Source organism: Escherichia sp. KTE114 (genome assembly GCF_000407765.1).
Lineage (GTDB): Bacteria > Pseudomonadota > Gammaproteobacteria > Enterobacterales > Enterobacteriaceae > Escherichia > Escherichia ruysiae.
Genome location: NZ_KE136626.1, coordinates 4,067,672 through 4,083,145, shown reverse-complemented (window position 1 = coordinate 4,083,145; position 15,474 = coordinate 4,067,672). Strand labels below are relative to the sequence as shown.

At 54.0% G+C, this 15,474-nt stretch carries 19 protein-coding genes; 15 read left to right on the top strand and 4 right to left on the bottom strand.

Annotated elements, in window-relative coordinates:
• Positions 1 to 56: 56 nt before the first annotated feature.
• Positions 57 to 545: a serine protease inhibitor ecotin gene (eco, locus tag WC5_RS01850; RefSeq protein WP_000849207.1), complete on the bottom strand. Its 489-nt coding sequence runs from the start codon at positions 543 to 545 to the stop codon at positions 57 to 59.
• A 132-nt stretch (positions 546 to 677) separates the two neighbouring features.
• The gene (yojO, locus tag WC5_RS25950) at positions 678 to 842 is read right to left on the bottom strand and encodes a protein YojO (protein ID WP_001296837.1); all 165 of its coding nucleotides are present in this window, start codon (positions 840 to 842) and stop codon (positions 678 to 680) included.
• Positions 843 to 950: 108 nt separating this feature from the next.
• Here yojO and napF point away from each other — a divergent pair, with 108 nt between their 5' ends.
• The 15 genes from napF to ccmH are packed head-to-tail and all read left to right on the top strand — an operon-like array spanning position 951 to position 13,090.
• Positions 951 to 1,445 carry a ferredoxin-type protein NapF gene (gene napF / locus WC5_RS01860; protein ID WP_000686723.1) on the top strand — a complete coding sequence of 165 codons (495 nt, stop codon included), beginning with the start codon at positions 951 to 953 and terminating at the stop codon, positions 1,443 to 1,445.
• Positions 1,435 to 1,698: a chaperone NapD gene (gene napD, locus WC5_RS01865; RefSeq protein WP_000557378.1), complete on the top strand. Its 264-nt coding sequence runs from the start codon at positions 1,435 to 1,437 to the stop codon at positions 1,696 to 1,698. The genes napF and napD overlap by 11 nt, the downstream gene beginning before the upstream one ends.
• Positions 1,695 to 4,181 (top strand): nitrate reductase catalytic subunit NapA, encoded by a 2,487-nt coding sequence (gene napA / locus WC5_RS01870; protein WP_000778069.1) that lies wholly within the window; start codon positions 1,695 to 1,697, stop codon positions 4,179 to 4,181. The genes napD and napA overlap by 4 nt, the downstream gene beginning before the upstream one ends.
• Before the next feature lie 6 nt (positions 4,182 to 4,187).
• A complete protein-coding gene (napG, locus tag WC5_RS01875) occupies positions 4,188 to 4,883 on the top strand; it encodes a ferredoxin-type protein NapG (protein ID WP_000091291.1) in 696 nt (231 codons plus the stop codon).
• Complete coding sequence (gene napH / locus WC5_RS01880; protein ID WP_000013495.1) at positions 4,870 to 5,733, top strand: quinol dehydrogenase ferredoxin subunit NapH; 864 nt, start codon at positions 4,870 to 4,872, stop codon at positions 5,731 to 5,733. Before napG ends, napH begins: the two co-directional genes overlap by 14 nt.
• Entirely contained in the window at positions 5,730 to 6,179 is a 450-nt protein-coding gene (gene napB / locus WC5_RS01885) for a nitrate reductase cytochrome c-type subunit (protein ID WP_000835174.1), read from the top strand. Before napH ends, napB begins: the two co-directional genes overlap by 4 nt.
• A 9-nt stretch (positions 6,180 to 6,188) precedes the next feature.
• A complete protein-coding gene (gene napC, locus WC5_RS01890; protein WP_000528384.1) occupies positions 6,189 to 6,791 on the top strand; it encodes a cytochrome c-type protein NapC in 603 nt (200 codons plus the stop codon).
• Between the two features lie 12 nt (positions 6,792 to 6,803).
• Positions 6,804 to 7,427 (top strand): cytochrome c biogenesis heme-transporting ATPase CcmA, encoded by a 624-nt coding sequence (ccmA, locus tag WC5_RS01895; RefSeq protein ID WP_000525563.1) that lies wholly within the window; start codon positions 6,804 to 6,806, stop codon positions 7,425 to 7,427.
• Entirely contained in the window at positions 7,424 to 8,086 is a 663-nt protein-coding gene (gene ccmB, locus WC5_RS01900; RefSeq protein ID WP_000971724.1) for a heme exporter protein CcmB, read from the top strand. The genes ccmA and ccmB overlap by 4 nt, the downstream gene beginning before the upstream one ends.
• Before the next feature lie 41 nt (positions 8,087 to 8,127).
• Positions 8,128 to 8,865, top strand: coding sequence for a heme exporter protein CcmC (gene ccmC, locus WC5_RS01905; protein WP_010349395.1), 738 nt, complete (start codon positions 8,128 to 8,130; stop codon positions 8,863 to 8,865).
• Positions 8,862 to 9,071: a heme exporter protein CcmD gene (gene ccmD, locus WC5_RS01910; RefSeq protein ID WP_000186540.1), complete on the top strand. Its 210-nt coding sequence runs from the start codon at positions 8,862 to 8,864 to the stop codon at positions 9,069 to 9,071. The genes ccmC and ccmD overlap by 4 nt, the downstream gene beginning before the upstream one ends.
• Positions 9,068 to 9,547 (top strand): cytochrome c maturation protein CcmE, encoded by a 480-nt coding sequence (gene ccmE, locus WC5_RS01915; RefSeq protein WP_001026417.1) that lies wholly within the window; start codon positions 9,068 to 9,070, stop codon positions 9,545 to 9,547. Before ccmD ends, ccmE begins: the two co-directional genes overlap by 4 nt.
• Positions 9,544 to 11,487, top strand: a complete 1,944-nt coding sequence (gene ccmF, locus WC5_RS01920; protein WP_000982416.1) for a cytochrome c-type biogenesis heme lyase CcmF — start codon at positions 9,544 to 9,546, stop codon at positions 11,485 to 11,487. Before ccmE ends, ccmF begins: the two co-directional genes overlap by 4 nt.
• The gene (dsbE, locus tag WC5_RS01925) at positions 11,484 to 12,041 is read left to right on the top strand and encodes a thiol:disulfide interchange protein DsbE (RefSeq protein WP_000824453.1); all 558 of its coding nucleotides are present in this window, start codon (positions 11,484 to 11,486) and stop codon (positions 12,039 to 12,041) included. Before ccmF ends, dsbE begins: the two co-directional genes overlap by 4 nt.
• On the top strand, positions 12,038 to 13,090 hold the full coding sequence (gene ccmH / locus WC5_RS01930) for a cytochrome c-type biogenesis thiol:disulfide oxidoreductase CcmH (protein ID WP_001211594.1): 1,053 nt from the start codon (positions 12,038 to 12,040) through the stop codon (positions 13,088 to 13,090). The genes dsbE and ccmH overlap by 4 nt, the downstream gene beginning before the upstream one ends.
• A gap of 213 nt (positions 13,091 to 13,303) precedes the next feature.
• Here the strand turns inward: ccmH and narP are convergent, their stop codons facing one another.
• Positions 13,304 to 13,951, bottom strand: a complete 648-nt coding sequence (gene narP, locus WC5_RS01935; protein ID WP_010350424.1) for a nitrate/nitrite response regulator protein NarP — start codon at positions 13,949 to 13,951, stop codon at positions 13,304 to 13,306.
• 1,198 nt (positions 13,952 to 15,149) lie between these two features.
• Entirely contained in the window at positions 15,150 to 15,320 is a 171-nt protein-coding gene (locus WC5_RS25595; RefSeq protein ID WP_016231828.1) for a hypothetical protein, read from the bottom strand.
• Positions 15,321 to 15,474: the final 154 nt, after the last annotated feature.

Here is a 15,474-nt window from a genome sequence, read left to right as displayed (position 1 = left end):
TCGGATGCGGCGTGACCGCCTTATCCGACCTACGGGGTGCCGCACTTCACAGCAGTTTAGCGAACTACCGCGTTGTCAATTTTCTCTTCCGCCTTCCAGACGCGGTACTTCACATCCACATTGTCTGGCGTATACACCACGATCGGCAGCTTGCTGTTGTAACGCAGCATTCCAGCATCGCCCAGATACGCGGTGACAAATTTCTTCTCTTTTTTGCCATCCGGGCAGGCCATCATCGTCGAAACCGGGGAACTGACTTTATCAAAGACATAATAATCATAGCCCCAGCCTTCCAGCGTTTTGCTTTCCAGCTTCCCGCCGAGACGATGCAAATTGCAATCGACTTCCAGCGTCTGACCGATTAACAGTTCTACTTTCAGGGTAGATTCATCTTCTTGCGGGGTTAACTGAATCACCTGACGCTTCATGCCTTTTTCAGCTTGCGGATAAGGCGCGATTTTTTCCAGTGGCTGGACGCTATCTGCCGCCCAGGCGGAGGTGGTGGCGAAAGCGGCAAACAATACTGCAGGTAGAATGGTCTTCATTTTTGCTTTCCTTCTTCATTTATAGGTTTTCACCGATGATGTCGCTGAAGGTTAACATATTCATCAGATTTATTAATTTGCTTTATGAATAACTTAAAGAACATTCAGATGATTTTACCTGCTCTTTTAGTGTTAAATTCTGATGAGAGAGCAAACCAACAGAAATATTTCTGGTGAATTAATCGCTATATAAATATGTTTATAACCATTTGAAATGTGAGCAAAAGCCCGTTTTTGCCACGCTTCCCGCCACTCTTTTGATCCTGCTACAGGTTTTACCCCGATCGGGGTATGCATCTTTGACACATCCTTTAATATCTTAGCGACTATAAAAATGGCTTATTAATTATGCGGTTTATTTGGTCGCTCTCAATTTTCAGAGCGCGTTAATGATGGAAGGTCAATGTGAAGATTGATGCATCCCGTCGGGGCATACTCACTGGTCGCTGGCGCAAAGCCAGTAACGGTATCCGTCCGCCCTGGTCCGGTGATGAATCTCATTTTCTGACCCATTGCACCCGCTGCGACGCCTGTATTAATGCTTGTGAAAACAACATTCTGCAACGCGGCGCGGGCGGCTATCCGAGCGTTAACTTCAAAAATAACGAGTGCAGCTTCTGTTACGCCTGCGCGCAGGCTTGCCCCGAATCGCTATTTTCTCCGCGCCACACCAGGGCCTGGGATTTGCAGTTCACCATTGGGGACGCGTGCCTGGCGTATCAGTCAGTTGAATGCCGCCGCTGTCAGGATAGCTGTGAGCCAATGGCAATTATCTTTCGCCCGACGCTCTCCGGGATCTACCAGCCGCAACTTAATAGCCAACTTTGCAACGGATGTGGAGCATGTGCAGCCAGCTGTCCGGTATCAGCCATAACTGCGGAGTATCTCCATGCACACTAACTGGCAAGTTTGCAGCCTGGTCGTGCAGGCCAAAAGCGAACGAATTTCAGACATCAGCACCCAACTGAACGCCTTTCCCGGCTGTGAAGTTGCTGTCAGCGACGCGCCGAGCGGTCAGTTGATTGTGGTGGTGGAAGCAGAAGACAGCGAAACGCTGATCCAAACCATTGAGTCAGTACGCAACGTAGAGGGCGTGCTGGCTGTGTCGCTGGTTTATCACCAGCAGGAAGAGCAAGGTGAGGAAACACCATGAAACTCAGTCGTCGTAGCTTTATGAAAGCTAACGCCGTTGCGGCCGCTGCGGCGGCTGCCGGTCTCAGCGTGCCGGGCGTTGCCCGCGCCGTTGTTGGTCAGCAGGAAGCCATTAAATGGGATAAAGCGCCGTGCCGTTTCTGCGGTACTGGTTGCGGCGTTCTGGTCGGAACGCAGCAGGGGCGTGTGGTGGCCTGTCAGGGCGACCCGGACGCACCGGTTAACCGTGGTCTGAACTGCATTAAGGGCTATTTCCTGCCCAAGATCATGTACGGTAAAGACCGTTTGACGCAGCCGCTGCTGCGTATGAAAAACGGTAAATATGACAAAGAAGGCGAATTTACCCCAATCACCTGGGATCAGGCCTTCGATGTGATGGAAGAGAAATTCAAAACCGCCCTGAAAGAAAAAGGGCCGGAATCGATCGGTATGTTCGGTTCTGGTCAGTGGACTATTTGGGAAGGTTATGCCGCGTCCAAGCTGTTCAAAGCGGGCTTCCGTTCGAACAACATCGACCCGAACGCGCGTCACTGTATGGCGTCGGCGGTAGTTGGCTTTATGCGTACCTTTGGTATGGATGAGCCGATGGGCTGCTATGACGACATCGAGCAGGCTGACGCGTTTGTGCTGTGGGGCGCAAACATGGCGGAGATGCACCCGATCCTCTGGTCGCGCATCACTAACCGTCGTCTCTCTAACCAGAACGTTACCGTGGCGGTGCTTTCTACCTACCAGCATCGTAGCTTCGAGCTGGCAGATAACGGCATCATCTTTACGCCGCAATCTGACCTGGTGATCCTGAACTATATCGCCAACTATATCATTCAAAACAATGCGATAAATCAGGACTTCTTCAGCAAACACGTTAACCTGCGCAAAGGGGCGACGGACATCGGCTACGGTTTACGTCCGACCCATCCGCTGGAAAAAGCAGCGAAGAATCCAGGTTCTGACGCCTCCGAACCGATGAGCTTTGAAGATTACAAAGCCTTCGTTGCCGAGTATACGCTGGAAAAAACCGCCGAAATGACTGGCGTACCAAAAGATCAGCTGGAACAACTGGCGCAGCTGTATGCCGATCCGAACAAGAAAGTCATCTCCTACTGGACGATGGGCTTCAACCAGCATACTCGTGGCGTGTGGGCCAACAACCTGGTCTACAACCTGCACCTGCTGACCGGCAAAATTTCCCAGCCGGGTTGCGGTCCGTTCTCCCTGACCGGGCAGCCTTCCGCGTGTGGTACTGCGCGTGAAGTGGGCACCTTTGCTCACCGTCTGCCTGCGGACATGGTGGTGACTAACGAGAAACATCGTGATATCTGCGAGAAGAAGTGGAATATCCCGAGCGGCACCATTCCGGCAAAAATCGGTCTGCATGCGGTAGCACAAGACCGTGCACTGAAAGACGGCAAGCTGAATGTTTACTGGACCATGTGTACCAACAACATGCAGGCCGGGCCGAACATCAATGAAGAGCGTATGCCGGGCTGGCGCGATCCGCGCAATTTCATCATCGTCTCCGATCCGTATCCGACAGTCAGTGCGCTGGCAGCGGACTTGATCCTGCCGACCGCAATGTGGGTAGAAAAAGAGGGCGCTTACGGTAACGCCGAACGCCGTACTCAGTTCTGGCGTCAGCAGGTACAGGCACCGGGCGAAGCGAAATCGGATCTCTGGCAGTTAGTCCAGTTCTCCCGCCGCTTCAAAACTGAAGAAGTATGGCCGGAAGAGCTGCTGGCGAAGAAACCGGAACTGCGTGGCAAAACGCTGTACGAAGTTCTGTATGCCACCCCGGAAGTGAGCAAATACCCTGTATCCGAACTGGCGGAAGATCAGCTGAACGATGAATCCCGCGAGCTGGGCTTCTATCTGCAAAAAGGGCTGTTCGAAGAGTACGCATGGTTTGGTCGCGGTCACGGTCACGATCTGGCACCGTTCGATGACTACCACAAAGCGCGCGGTCTGCGCTGGCCGGTGGTGAACGGTAAAGAAACACAGTGGCGTTACAGCGAAGGTAACGACCCGTACGTGAAAGCGGGCGAAGGCTATAAGTTCTACGGTAAACCGGATGGCAAAGCGGTGATCTTCGCACTGCCGTTCGAACCGGCGGCGGAAGCACCGGATGAAGAGTACGACCTGTGGCTCTCTACCGGACGCGTCCTGGAGCACTGGCACACCGGCAGTATGACTCGCCGTGTGCCGGAACTGCATCGCGCCTTCCCGGAAGCGGTCCTGTTTATTCACCCGCTGGATGCGAAAGCGCGCGATCTGCGCCGTGGCGACAAAGTGAAAGTGGTTTCTCGCCGTGGCGAAGTGATCTCGATTGTCGAAACGCGCGGTCGTAACCGTCCGCCGCAGGGCCTGGTGTACATGCCGTTCTTCGACGCCGCACAGCTGGTTAACAAACTGACGCTGGACGCGACCGATCCGCTCTCGAAAGAGACGGACTTCAAGAAGTGCGCGGTCAAACTGGAGAAGGTGTAAGCCATTATGTCCCGGTCAGCGAAACCTCAAAATGGTCGCCGCCGCTTTCTGCGCGATGTCGTTCGCACAGCTGGCGGGCTGGCTGCCGTGGGTGTGGCGCTGGGGTTACAACAGCAAACCGCACGCGCATCTGGCGTGCGGTTGCGCCCGCCCGGAGCCATAAACGAGAACGCCTTTGCCAGTGCCTGTGTGCGTTGCGGTCAGTGTGTTCAGGCTTGCCCTTATGACACCTTAAAACTGGCGACGCTGGCTTCTGGCCTGTCGGCGGGCACGCCATATTTTGTCGCACGGGATATTCCTTGCGAAATGTGTGAGGACATTCCGTGCGCCAAAGTGTGCCCGAGCGGTGCGCTGGATCGTGAGATCGAATCGATCGACGACGCGCGGATGGGGCTGGCGGTACTGGTGGACCAGGAAAACTGTCTCAACTTTCAGGGGCTGCGCTGCGATGTTTGTTATCGCGAATGCCCGAAAATTGATGAGGCAATCACCCTGGAGCTGGAGCGCAACACGCGTACCGGTAAGCACGCCCGCTTTCTGCCGACGGTTCACAGCGACGCCTGTACCGGCTGCGGTAAGTGCGAAAAAGTGTGCGTGCTGGAACAACCGGCAATCAAGGTGTTACCGCTGTCACTGGCGAAAGGGGAGTTAGGTCACCATTACCGCTTCGGCTGGCTGGAGGGGAACAATGGCAAATCGTAAACGTGACGCCGGGCGCGAGGCGCTGGAGAAAAAAGGCTGGTGGCGCAGCCACCGTTGGCTGGTGTTACGTCGCCTTTGTCAGTTCTTCGTGCTGGGGATGTTTTTGAGCGGTCCGTGGTTTGGTGTGTGGATCTTGCACGGCAACTACAGCAGTAGCCTGTTATTCGACACCGTTCCGCTGACCGATCCGCTGATGACGCTGCAAAGTCTTGCCAGCGGTCATCTGCCTGCCACGGTGGCGTTGACCGGTGCGGTAATTATCACCGTGCTCTACGCCCTGGCAGCAAAGCGATTATTTTGCAGCTGGGTCTGCCCGCTGAACCCGATTACCGACTTAGCGAACTGGTTACGCAGGCGCTTTGACCTCAATCAGTCTGCGACGATCCCTCGCCACATTCGCTACGTGCTGTTGGTGGTCATTCTGCTGGGATCGGCCTTAACCGGCACACTCATCTGGGAATGGATCAACCCCGTTTCCCTGATGGGGCGCAGTCTGGTAATGGGATTCGGCAGCGGCGCGCTGCTTATTCTCGCGCTGTTTTTATTTGATCTACTGGTCGTTGAACACGGCTGGTGCGGGCACATTTGTCCGGTTGGCGCGCTGTATGGCGTGCTGGGTAGCAAAGGTGTCATTACCGTTGCGGCCACCGATCGGCAGAAATGTAACCGCTGTATGGATTGTTTTCATGTTTGCCCGGAACCGCATGTGCTACGTGCCCCGGTGCTGGATGAACAAAGCCCGGTGCAGGTCACCAGCCGCGATTGCATGACGTGCGGTCGCTGCGTGGATGTCTGTTCTGAGGATGTATTTACAATAACTACACGATGGAGTTCGGGAGCGAAATCATGAAAAGCCATGACCTGAAGAAAGCGCTGTGTCAATGGACGGCGATGCTGGCCCTGGTGGTGAGCGGCGCGGTTTGGGCGGCTAATGGCGTCGATTTTAGCCAGTCGCCGGAAGTATCCGGGACGCAGGAAGGGGCCATTCGGATGCCAAAAGAGCAGGATCGGATGCCGCTGAACTATGTGAATCAGCCGCCAATGATCCCGCATAGCGTTGAAGGTTATCAGGTAACGACCAATACCAACCGCTGCTTGCAGTGCCACGGTGTCGAAAGCTATCGCACCACTGGCGCGCCGCGCATCAGTCCTACTCACTTTATGGACAGCGACGGCAAAGTGGGCGCGGAAGTGGCTCCGCGTCGTTATTTCTGTCTGCAATGTCACGTACCGCAGGCCGATACCGCGCCAATCGTGGGGAATACCTTTACCCCATCAAAAGGTTACGGGAAATAAGAGGTTATTATGGGAAATTCTGACCGTAAATCTGGTCTGATTAAGCGCCTGTGGAAATGGTGGCGTACCCCCAGCCGTCTGGCGCTGGGGACGCTGCTGTTGATCGGTTTTGTCGGCGGCATCGTCTTCTGGGGCGGCTTTAACACCGGGATGGAAAAAGCCAATACCGAAGAGTTCTGCATTAGCTGCCACGAAATGCGTAACACGGTGTATCAGGAATACATGGATTCCGTGCATTACAACAACCGTAGCGGCGTGCGTGCGACCTGCCCGGATTGTCACGTTCCGCACGAGTTTGTGCCAAAGATGATACGCAAGCTCAAAGCAAGTAAAGAGCTGTATGGTAAAATTTTTGGCGTTATTGACACGCCGCAGAAATTTGAAGCTCATCGCCTGACGATGGCACAGAATGAGTGGCGGCGCATGAAGGACAATAACTCGCAGGAGTGCCGTAACTGTCACAACTTCGAGTATATGGATACAACCGCCCAGAAATCTGTTGCCGCTAAGATGCACGACCAGGCGGTGAAAGATGGGCAAACCTGTATTGATTGTCATAAAGGGATAGCGCACAAGCTGCCCGATATGCGCGAAGTCGAGACAGGTTTTTAACAGGGTTATTGCGTGGGTATGCTTGAAGCCAGAGAATTACTTTGCGAGCGGGATGAACGAACCTTATTTAGTGGTTTATCATTTACGCTGGACGCAGGAGAGTGGGTACAAATCACCGGTAGCAACGGCGCGGGGAAGACAACGCTTCTCCGTTTGCTGTCGGGGTTGTCTCGCCCTGACGCAGGTGAGGTTCTCTGGCAAGGACAGCCCTTGCATCAGGTACGCGACAGCTACCATCAAAATCTGTTATGGATAGGCCATCAGCCGGGGATCAAAACCCGGCTGACGGCGTTAGAAAATCTGCACTTTTATCATCGCGATGGCGATACCGCACAATGTCTGAAAGCCCTGGCGCAGGCCGGGCTTGCCGGATTCGAAGATATTCCCGTTAATCAACTCTCTGCCGGGCAACAACGCCGCGTGGCGCTGGCGCGTCTGTGGCTGACCCGTGCCACGTTGTGGATCCTCGACGAACCTTTTACCGCGATTGACGTTAACGGCGTCGATCGTCTGACACAGCGTATGGCGCAGCATACGGAGCAGGGGGGGATCGTGATTCTGACTACCCACCAGCCGCTCAACGTTGCTGAAAGTAAAATCCGCCGCATTTCGCTGACGCAAACGAGGGGCGCATGATGTTCTGGCGCATTTTCCGTCTTGAGCTGCGCGTGGCGTTTCGCCATAGCGCCGAAATCGCTAATCCGCTGTGGTTCTTCCTGATTGTTATTACCCTTTTTCCGCTCAGTATTGGTCCGGAGCCGCAGCTGCTGGCGCGCATTGCACCGGGAATTATCTGGGTTGCGGCGCTGCTTTCTTCACTGCTGGCGCTGGAGCGGCTGTTCCGTGACGATTTGCAGGACGGCAGTCTTGAACAATTGATGTTGTTGCCGTTACCCTTGCCCGCCGTTGTGCTGGCGAAGGTGATGGCGCACTGGATGGTAACCGGTCTGCCGTTACTCATCCTCTCGCCTCTGGTGGCATTGCTACTGGGAATGGACGTTTATGGCTGGCAAGTGATGGCGCTGACGCTGCTGCTGGGAACCCCTACGCTTGGCTTTCTCGGCGCACCGGGCGTGGCGCTGACGGTGGGGCTTAAGCGCGGCGGCGTGCTATTGAGCATTCTGGTGTTACCGCTGACTATCCCATTACTCATCTTTGCCACCGCCGCGATGGACGCGGCTTCGATGCATTTGCCCGTTGACGGGTATCTGGCAATTTTAGGTGCGTTGCTGGCAGGCACCGCGACATTAAGCCCTTTTGCGACGGCGGCAGCGTTACGAATCAGCATTCAATAACGCTGGATTACTGATTTTTGTTCAAGTCTGGTATCGAAACTATGTGGAAAACACTGCATCAACTGGCGATCCCACCACGGCTGTACCAAATCTGTGGCTGGTTTATACCGTGGCTGGCAATCGCCAGTGTGGTTGTGCTTACCGTCGGCTGGATCTGGGGATTCGGCTTTGCCCCCGCTGATTATCAGCAGGGAAATAGCTACCGCATTATCTATCTGCATGTACCTGCGGCGATCTGGTCGATGGGCATTTATGCCTCAATGGCGGTGGCGGCGTTTATCGGCCTTGTCTGGCAGATGAAAATGGCCAACCTGGCGGTGGCGGCGATGGCGCCCATTGGTGCCGTGTTTACCTTTATTGCCCTGGTCACCGGCTCCGCATGGGGGAAACCGATGTGGGGCACCTGGTGGGTATGGGACGCACGCCTGACTTCTGAACTGGTGCTGCTGTTTCTGTATGTGGGTGTGATTGCCCTGTGGCACGCCTTCGACGACCGCCGTCTGGCAGGCCGTGCGGCAGGTATTCTGGTGCTGATTGGCGTGGTGAATCTGCCGATTATTCATTACTCCGTGGAGTGGTGGAACACCCTACATCAGGGATCAACGCGGATGCAGCAAAGTATCGATCCGGCGATGCGTTCGCCGCTACGCTGGTCGATTTTTGGCTTCCTGCTGCTGTCCGCCACGCTGACGCTGATGCGGATGTGTAATTTGATTTTGCTGATGGAAAAACGCCGTCCGTGGGTGAGTGAACTGATACTGAAAAGAGGCCGTAAATGACCCCTGCATTTGCTTCCTGGAATGAATTTTTCGCAATGGGCGGTTACGCCTTTTTTGTCTGGCTGGCGGTGGTGATGACAGTTATTCCGCTGGTGGTTTTGGTCGTGCACTCGGTGATGCAGCATCGCGCAATTCTGCGTGGCGTGGCGCAACAGCGGGCGCGTGAGGCGCGTTTACGTGCTGCGCAACAGCAGGAGGCTGCATGAATATTCGCCGTAAAAATCGGTTGTGGATTGCCTGTGCTGTGCTGGCGGGGCTGGCGCTGACGATTGGTCTGGTGCTGTATGCGCTGCGCTCGAATATCGATCTTTTTTATACGCCGGGGGAGATTCTCTACGGCAAACGTGAAACTCAGCAGATGCCGGAAGTCGGTCAGCGTCTGCGCGTCGGTGGAATGGTGATGCCGGGTAGCGTGCAGCGCGATCCCAATTCGCTGAAAGTAACGTTCACCATTTACGACGCTGAAGGTTCGGTCGATGTCTCTTACGAAGGCATTTTGCCGGATCTGTTCCGTGAAGGGCAGGGCGTTGTGGTGCAGGGCGAACTGGAAAAAGGCAATCATATCCTCGCGAAAGAAGTGCTGGCGAAACACGATGAAAACTATACGCCGCCAGAAGTTGAGAAAGCGATGGAAGCTAACCACCGTCGCCCGGCGAGTGTTTATGAGGACCCAGCATCATGATGCCGGAAATTGGTAACGGACTGCTGTGCCTGGCGCTGGGGATTGCGCTGCTGCTGTCCGTGTATCCGCTATGGGGCGTGGCGCGCGGGGACGCGCGCATGATGGCGTCTTCCCGCTTGTTTGCCTGGCTGCTGTTTATGTCTGTGGCTGGCGCATTTCTGGTGCTGGTCAATGCTTTCGTGGTCAACGACTTTACCATCACCTATGTTGCCAGCAACTCCAATACCCAGCTTCCGGTGTGGTATCGCGTGGCGGCGACCTGGGGTGCGCATGAAGGCTCGCTACTGCTGTGGGTGCTGCTGATGAGCGGCTGGACGTTTGCGGTGGCGATTTTTAGCCAGCGTATTCCACTGGATATTGTGGCGCGCGTACTGGCGATAATGGGGATGGTTAGCGTCGGCTTTTTGCTGTTCATTCTCTTTACCTCTAACCCGTTTTCACGCACGTTGCCGAACTTCCCGATTGAAGGGCGCGATCTTAACCCGTTGTTGCAGGATCCGGGGCTGATCTTCCATCCGCCTTTGCTCTATATGGGCTACGTCGGTTTCTCGGTGGCGTTTGCTTTTGCCATTGCTTCTTTGCTTAGTGGGCGTCTGGATAGCACCTACGCACGTTTTACCCGCCCGTGGACGCTGGCGGCGTGGATCTTCCTGACGCTCGGCATTGTGCTCGGTTCCGCATGGGCCTATTACGAACTCGGCTGGGGCGGCTGGTGGTTCTGGGATCCGGTTGAAAACGCCTCGTTTATGCCGTGGCTGGTGGGCACTGCGCTGATGCACTCGCTGGCGGTCACTGAACAACGCGCCAGCTTCAAAGCGTGGACACTACTGCTGGCAATTAGTGCCTTCTCGCTGTGTCTGCTGGGCACTTTCCTCGTGCGTTCCGGTGTGCTGGTATCGGTACATGCGTTTGCGTCTGATCCTGCGCGCGGTATGTTTATCCTCGCCTTTATGGTGCTGGTGATTGGTGGTTCACTGCTGCTGTTTGCTGCGCGTGGACACAAAGTTCGCTCACGCGTAAACAATGCGCTGTGGTCGCGGGAATCTCTGTTGTTAGCGAACAACGTTTTGCTGGTCGCCGCGATGCTGGTGGTGTTGCTGGGGACGCTGCTGCCGCTGGTGCATAAACAACTCGGGCTGGGCAGCATTTCGATTGGCGAACCGTTTTTCAACACCATGTTTACCTGGCTGATGGTGCCGTTTGCGCTACTGCTAGGTGTCGGCCCTCTGGTGCGCTGGGGGCGCGATCGCCCACGTAAAATCCGCAACTTATTGATTATCGCCTTCATCTCTACGCTGGTGCTGTCGCTGCTGTTGCCGTGGCTGTTCGAAAGCAAAGTTGTGGCGATGATGGTACTCGGTCTGGCAATGGCCTGCTGGATTGCGGTGCTGGCGATTGCGGAAGCGGCGCTGCGTATTTCACGCGGCACGAAAACCACCTTCAGTTATTGGGGGATGGTGGCGGCTCATCTGGGACTGGCGGTGACAATTGTTGGCATTGCCTTCAGCCAGAACTACAGCGTTGAGCGTGATGTACGTATGAAGTCCGGCGATAGCGTCGATATCCATGAATATCGCTTCACCTTCCGTGATGTAAAAGAGGTTGCTGGCCCAAACTGGCGCGGCGGTGTGGCGACTATCGGCGTGACGCGTGACGGCAAACCGGAAACGGTGCTGTATGCGGAAAAACGTTATTACAACACTGCTGGTTCGATGATGACCGAAGCGGCAATTGACGGCGGTATTACCCGTGACCTGTACGCGGCGCTCGGCGAAGAGCTGGAAAACGGCGCGTGGGCAGTTCGTCTTTACTACAAACCGTTTGTTCGCTGGATCTGGGCGGGCGGGCTGATGATGGCGTTGGGCGGGCTGTTATGCCTGTTTGATCCTCGCTATCGCAAGCGCGTGAACCCGCAAAAAACTGCGCCGGAGGCTGTATGAAGCGCAAAGTATTGTTAATTCCTTTGATTATCTTCCTGGCGATTGCCGCAGCGTTGCTGTGGCAGTTGGCGCGTAATGCCGAAGGGGATGATCCGACCAATCTGGAATCGGCGCTCATTGGCAAGCCGGTGCCGACGTTTCGCCTCGAATCACTGGATAATCCCGGTCAGTTTTATCAGGCGGACGTGCTGACCCAGGGCAAACCGGTGCTGCTCAACGTCTGGGCGACCTGGTGCCCGACCTGCCGTGCGGAACATCAATATCTGAATCAGCTTTCTGCGCAGGGCATCCGCGTGGTGGGTATGAACTATAAAGACGATCGCCAGAAGGCAATCAGCTGGCTGAAAGAGCTGGGGAATCCTTACGCGCTAAGCCTGTTTGATGGCGACGGCATGTTAGGGCTGGATCTCGGCGTGTATGGCGCGCCAGAAACGTTCCTCATCGATGGTAACGGCATCATTCGCTATCGCCATGCGGGCGATCTCAATCCTCGCGTCTGGGAAGAAGAGATCAAGCCGCTGTGGGAGAAATACAGTAAGGAGGCCGCACAATGAGGTTTTTATTGGGCGTGCTGATGCTGATGATCTCCGGCTCGGCGCTGGCAACCATCGACGTGTTGCAGTTTAAGGATGAAGCACAGGAACAGCAGTTCCGCCAGCTCACGGAAGAACTGCGCTGTCCGAAATGCCAGAACAACAGCATTGCCGATTCCAACTCGATGATTGCCACCGACCTGCGCCAGAAAGTGTATGAACTGATGCAGGAAGGTAAAAGCAAGAAAGAGATAGTTGATTATATGGTGGCGCGTTACGGCAACTTCGTCACTTACGATCCGCCATTAACACCGCTGACCGTGCTACTGTGGGTGCTGCCAGTTGTCGCTATTGGTATTGGCGGCTGGGTCATTTACGCCCGCTCGCGGCGTCGGGTACGCGTGGTGCAGGAGGAGTTTCCTGAACAAAGCGTGCCAGAAGGTAAGCGTGCCGGATATGTTGTTTATCTGCCGGGTATTATGGTGGCGTTAATTGTGGCAGGTATCAGCTACTACCAGACTGGCAATTATCAGCAGGTAAAAGTCTGGCAGCAGGCCACAGCGCAGGCTCCGGCATTGCTGGACAGGGCGCTGGATCCGAAAGCCGATCCGCTCAATGAAGAAGAGATGTCACGTCTTGCGCTGGGGATGCGTACTCAACTGCAAAAAAATCCGGGAGATATAGAAGGCTGGATTATGTTGGGCCGCGTTGGCATGGCGCTGGGTAACGCCAGTATCGCGACTGATGCATATGCCACAGCGTATCGCCTCGATCCGAAAAACAGCGATGCTGCGCTGGGTTACGCGGAGGCGTTAACACGTTCTTCTGACCCCAACGATAACCGCCTGGGCGGCGAGTTGTTGCGTCAACTGGTGAGAAGCGACCATAGCAATATTCGCGTGCTGAGCATGTATGCGTTTAATGCCTTTGAGCAGCAGCGATTTGGCGAAGCCGTTGCTGCGTGGGAAATGATGTTGAAACTCTTGCCTGCCAACGATACTCGCCGTGCGGTGATTGAGCGCAGTATCGCGCAGGCGATGCAGCATTTGTCGCCGCAGGAGAGTAAATAAGAAGAAGCCCGATGGTGACGCCATCGGAGCCAGGCGGATGACAACGTGCGCTATGTTTATGCCGGATGCGGCGTGAGCGCCTCATCCGGCCTACAAAATCGTGCAAATTCAATACATTGCTCGATCTGCGTAGGCCTGATAAGCATAGCGCATCAGGCAGTTTTGCGTTTGTCATCAATCTCAGCCCGATGATAAATCCATCGGGCTATTTTTTTATTGTGTCCCGCGTTGTTGCAGGAACAGAATGGTGGCCGCCACGCGTGAGCGGACATTGAGTTTACGCAGCAGATTGCGAATGTGCACTTTTACCGTCTGCTCAGAAATATTCAACACCGAGGCAATTTGCTTATTCGACAGCCCTTGCGCCAGTTCGTGCAGAACATCCAGCTCACGCTCCGTCAGCACGCTGAAGGGATCTTCTTCCGCACCGAACATTTCACGCTCGCGTAAGTACTGATTGACGCGTTCGCTAAAGACTTTGCTGCCTTTTGCTCCGGCGCGAATTGCTTCCAGTAATACTTCCGGGTCGCTGTCTTTTAGCAGATAGCCGTCTGCGCCTGCGTCTATCAGTGCAAAGATATCGCTGGAGGCATCTGATACGGTCAGGATAATAATTTGCGCGGTAACGCCATCCCTGCGCAAGGCATTGAGGGTATCCAGGCCACTCATACCTTTCATATTGAGATCCAGCAAGATAACGTCGATATCCAGTCGATTAGCCAGATCGATAGCACTAGCGCCGTCGCCTGCTTCGGCGACCACTTCAAAACCAGGATCAAGCTCCAGTAACTGACGAACACCGCGTCGCATAAGTGGATGATCATCCACAATCATCACCTGAAAAGGCGTTGCTTCAGGCATAGTAGTCTCCTGAGGTTTTATTAGAATCATTATGTTTGAGCGTAGCGTTGGTAACGCTACCAGGCGCGTGAATGTTACCCCATTTTATGTATGGGCATGTAGTAAAACTGCAAGTGAGGGTAGCAAGACAATGCTATGGATATAAAAAAACCAACCGTAAAGGTTGGTTTTCTTGGGATTTTTGGCACGAGAAGATATGAATTAATGATGTAATCTATTGAATTATAATTAATATTAGTTTCACTAGCCTTGTTTTTAGTCCCAAACCTAGTCCCAAAATGAAAAGTCACAGCGTTTTTAGAGCAAGATAGAAATACCGATACGGGGATATTTAGAATGCCTCTTGGGCTTGCCACTGTCGGGCTTGCGATGGTTTCCAGTGGAAACTTTTTGGTAAGTGGAAGCCTCGCTGGAAACTTTTTTCCAGCCCCTCAAAGGCGCATGGTGACTGGTTTCATATGCTACGCAGTACTCATACTTTCCGTTTAGTTTTTGCGTACCTGCGCACCATGCTAAAGCCCCGTCATGGCCTTAGTTTGCCTGTTTGTAACCTTGACATTTCTATACATCGAAGTGCGCAAACACATCAGGATTTCCCCGGCTCACCTTCAGCAATGGCAAGGTTTTATGCGTGTTCCGGGCTTCGTCCGTCCATTTTTTTGGACGGAATTTTGGACGAATTTTTTGGACGGATGAAACGGGGCTAAGGCACTGATATAGCTACGTGATGGGCTAAAGAAATCTTCTGGCAGGTGCGCAAAAACCCTGGCATTTCTAAGCATCATACTGCGCAAAAAACCACCAATCCGGTATGCCAGTACGCATCAGATAAGGCTTTGAGGCGGTACGCAGTATGCATTATGTTCGTTTCGTTTTGCGTACCTGCGTACCATGCGCAAAGCCGCTGATACCTGATATTCAGCCCTCTGAAACCTTAATATTTCTATATATCAACGTGCGCAAAAACCTTAACAAAACTTAACATCCGGTGCGTACCTTTTTGCGCAGTCCGGCTGCTGGTGGATGACTGGTTTTGACTATCTCCAGAAACAACCAAGGCCGGATAAACCAGCCCTGACTACTGTATAAAAACTGTATGCCCGTTGTTTGCATGGGGTAGTTTTAAAAAAACTTGCCATCTGATTGCATGGGGTAGTTCTCGCAAATACCCCCTTATGCCGTTTTCAGTGCGGGAGCGTCATACAGTCCAGGGTTCAGCCCGGGAAGAAGCGGCGCTTTTTGATGCCGCCCGACGGTCTGGCAGCGGGCGCGAACGCTGCTTTGCACGAAATAGCTTTTCCGCACGCGCCATTGAACATCCCTTCTTTTCGCTGATTTTAGTGATTTCCATGTAATCGAAAAAACGCATTGTTTACCTTCCTGTTGTTCTGGTTGTTTGCCGGATGCCTGATTTTACCAGATACCCGCCAGGCGAGCTTTCCGGCTTTCAAACCTGAAATTCAGGAAAAATTATCTCTATATATACAAAAGGGTGTTGTCCCTGTTGTCCCGGTTGGCCCAAA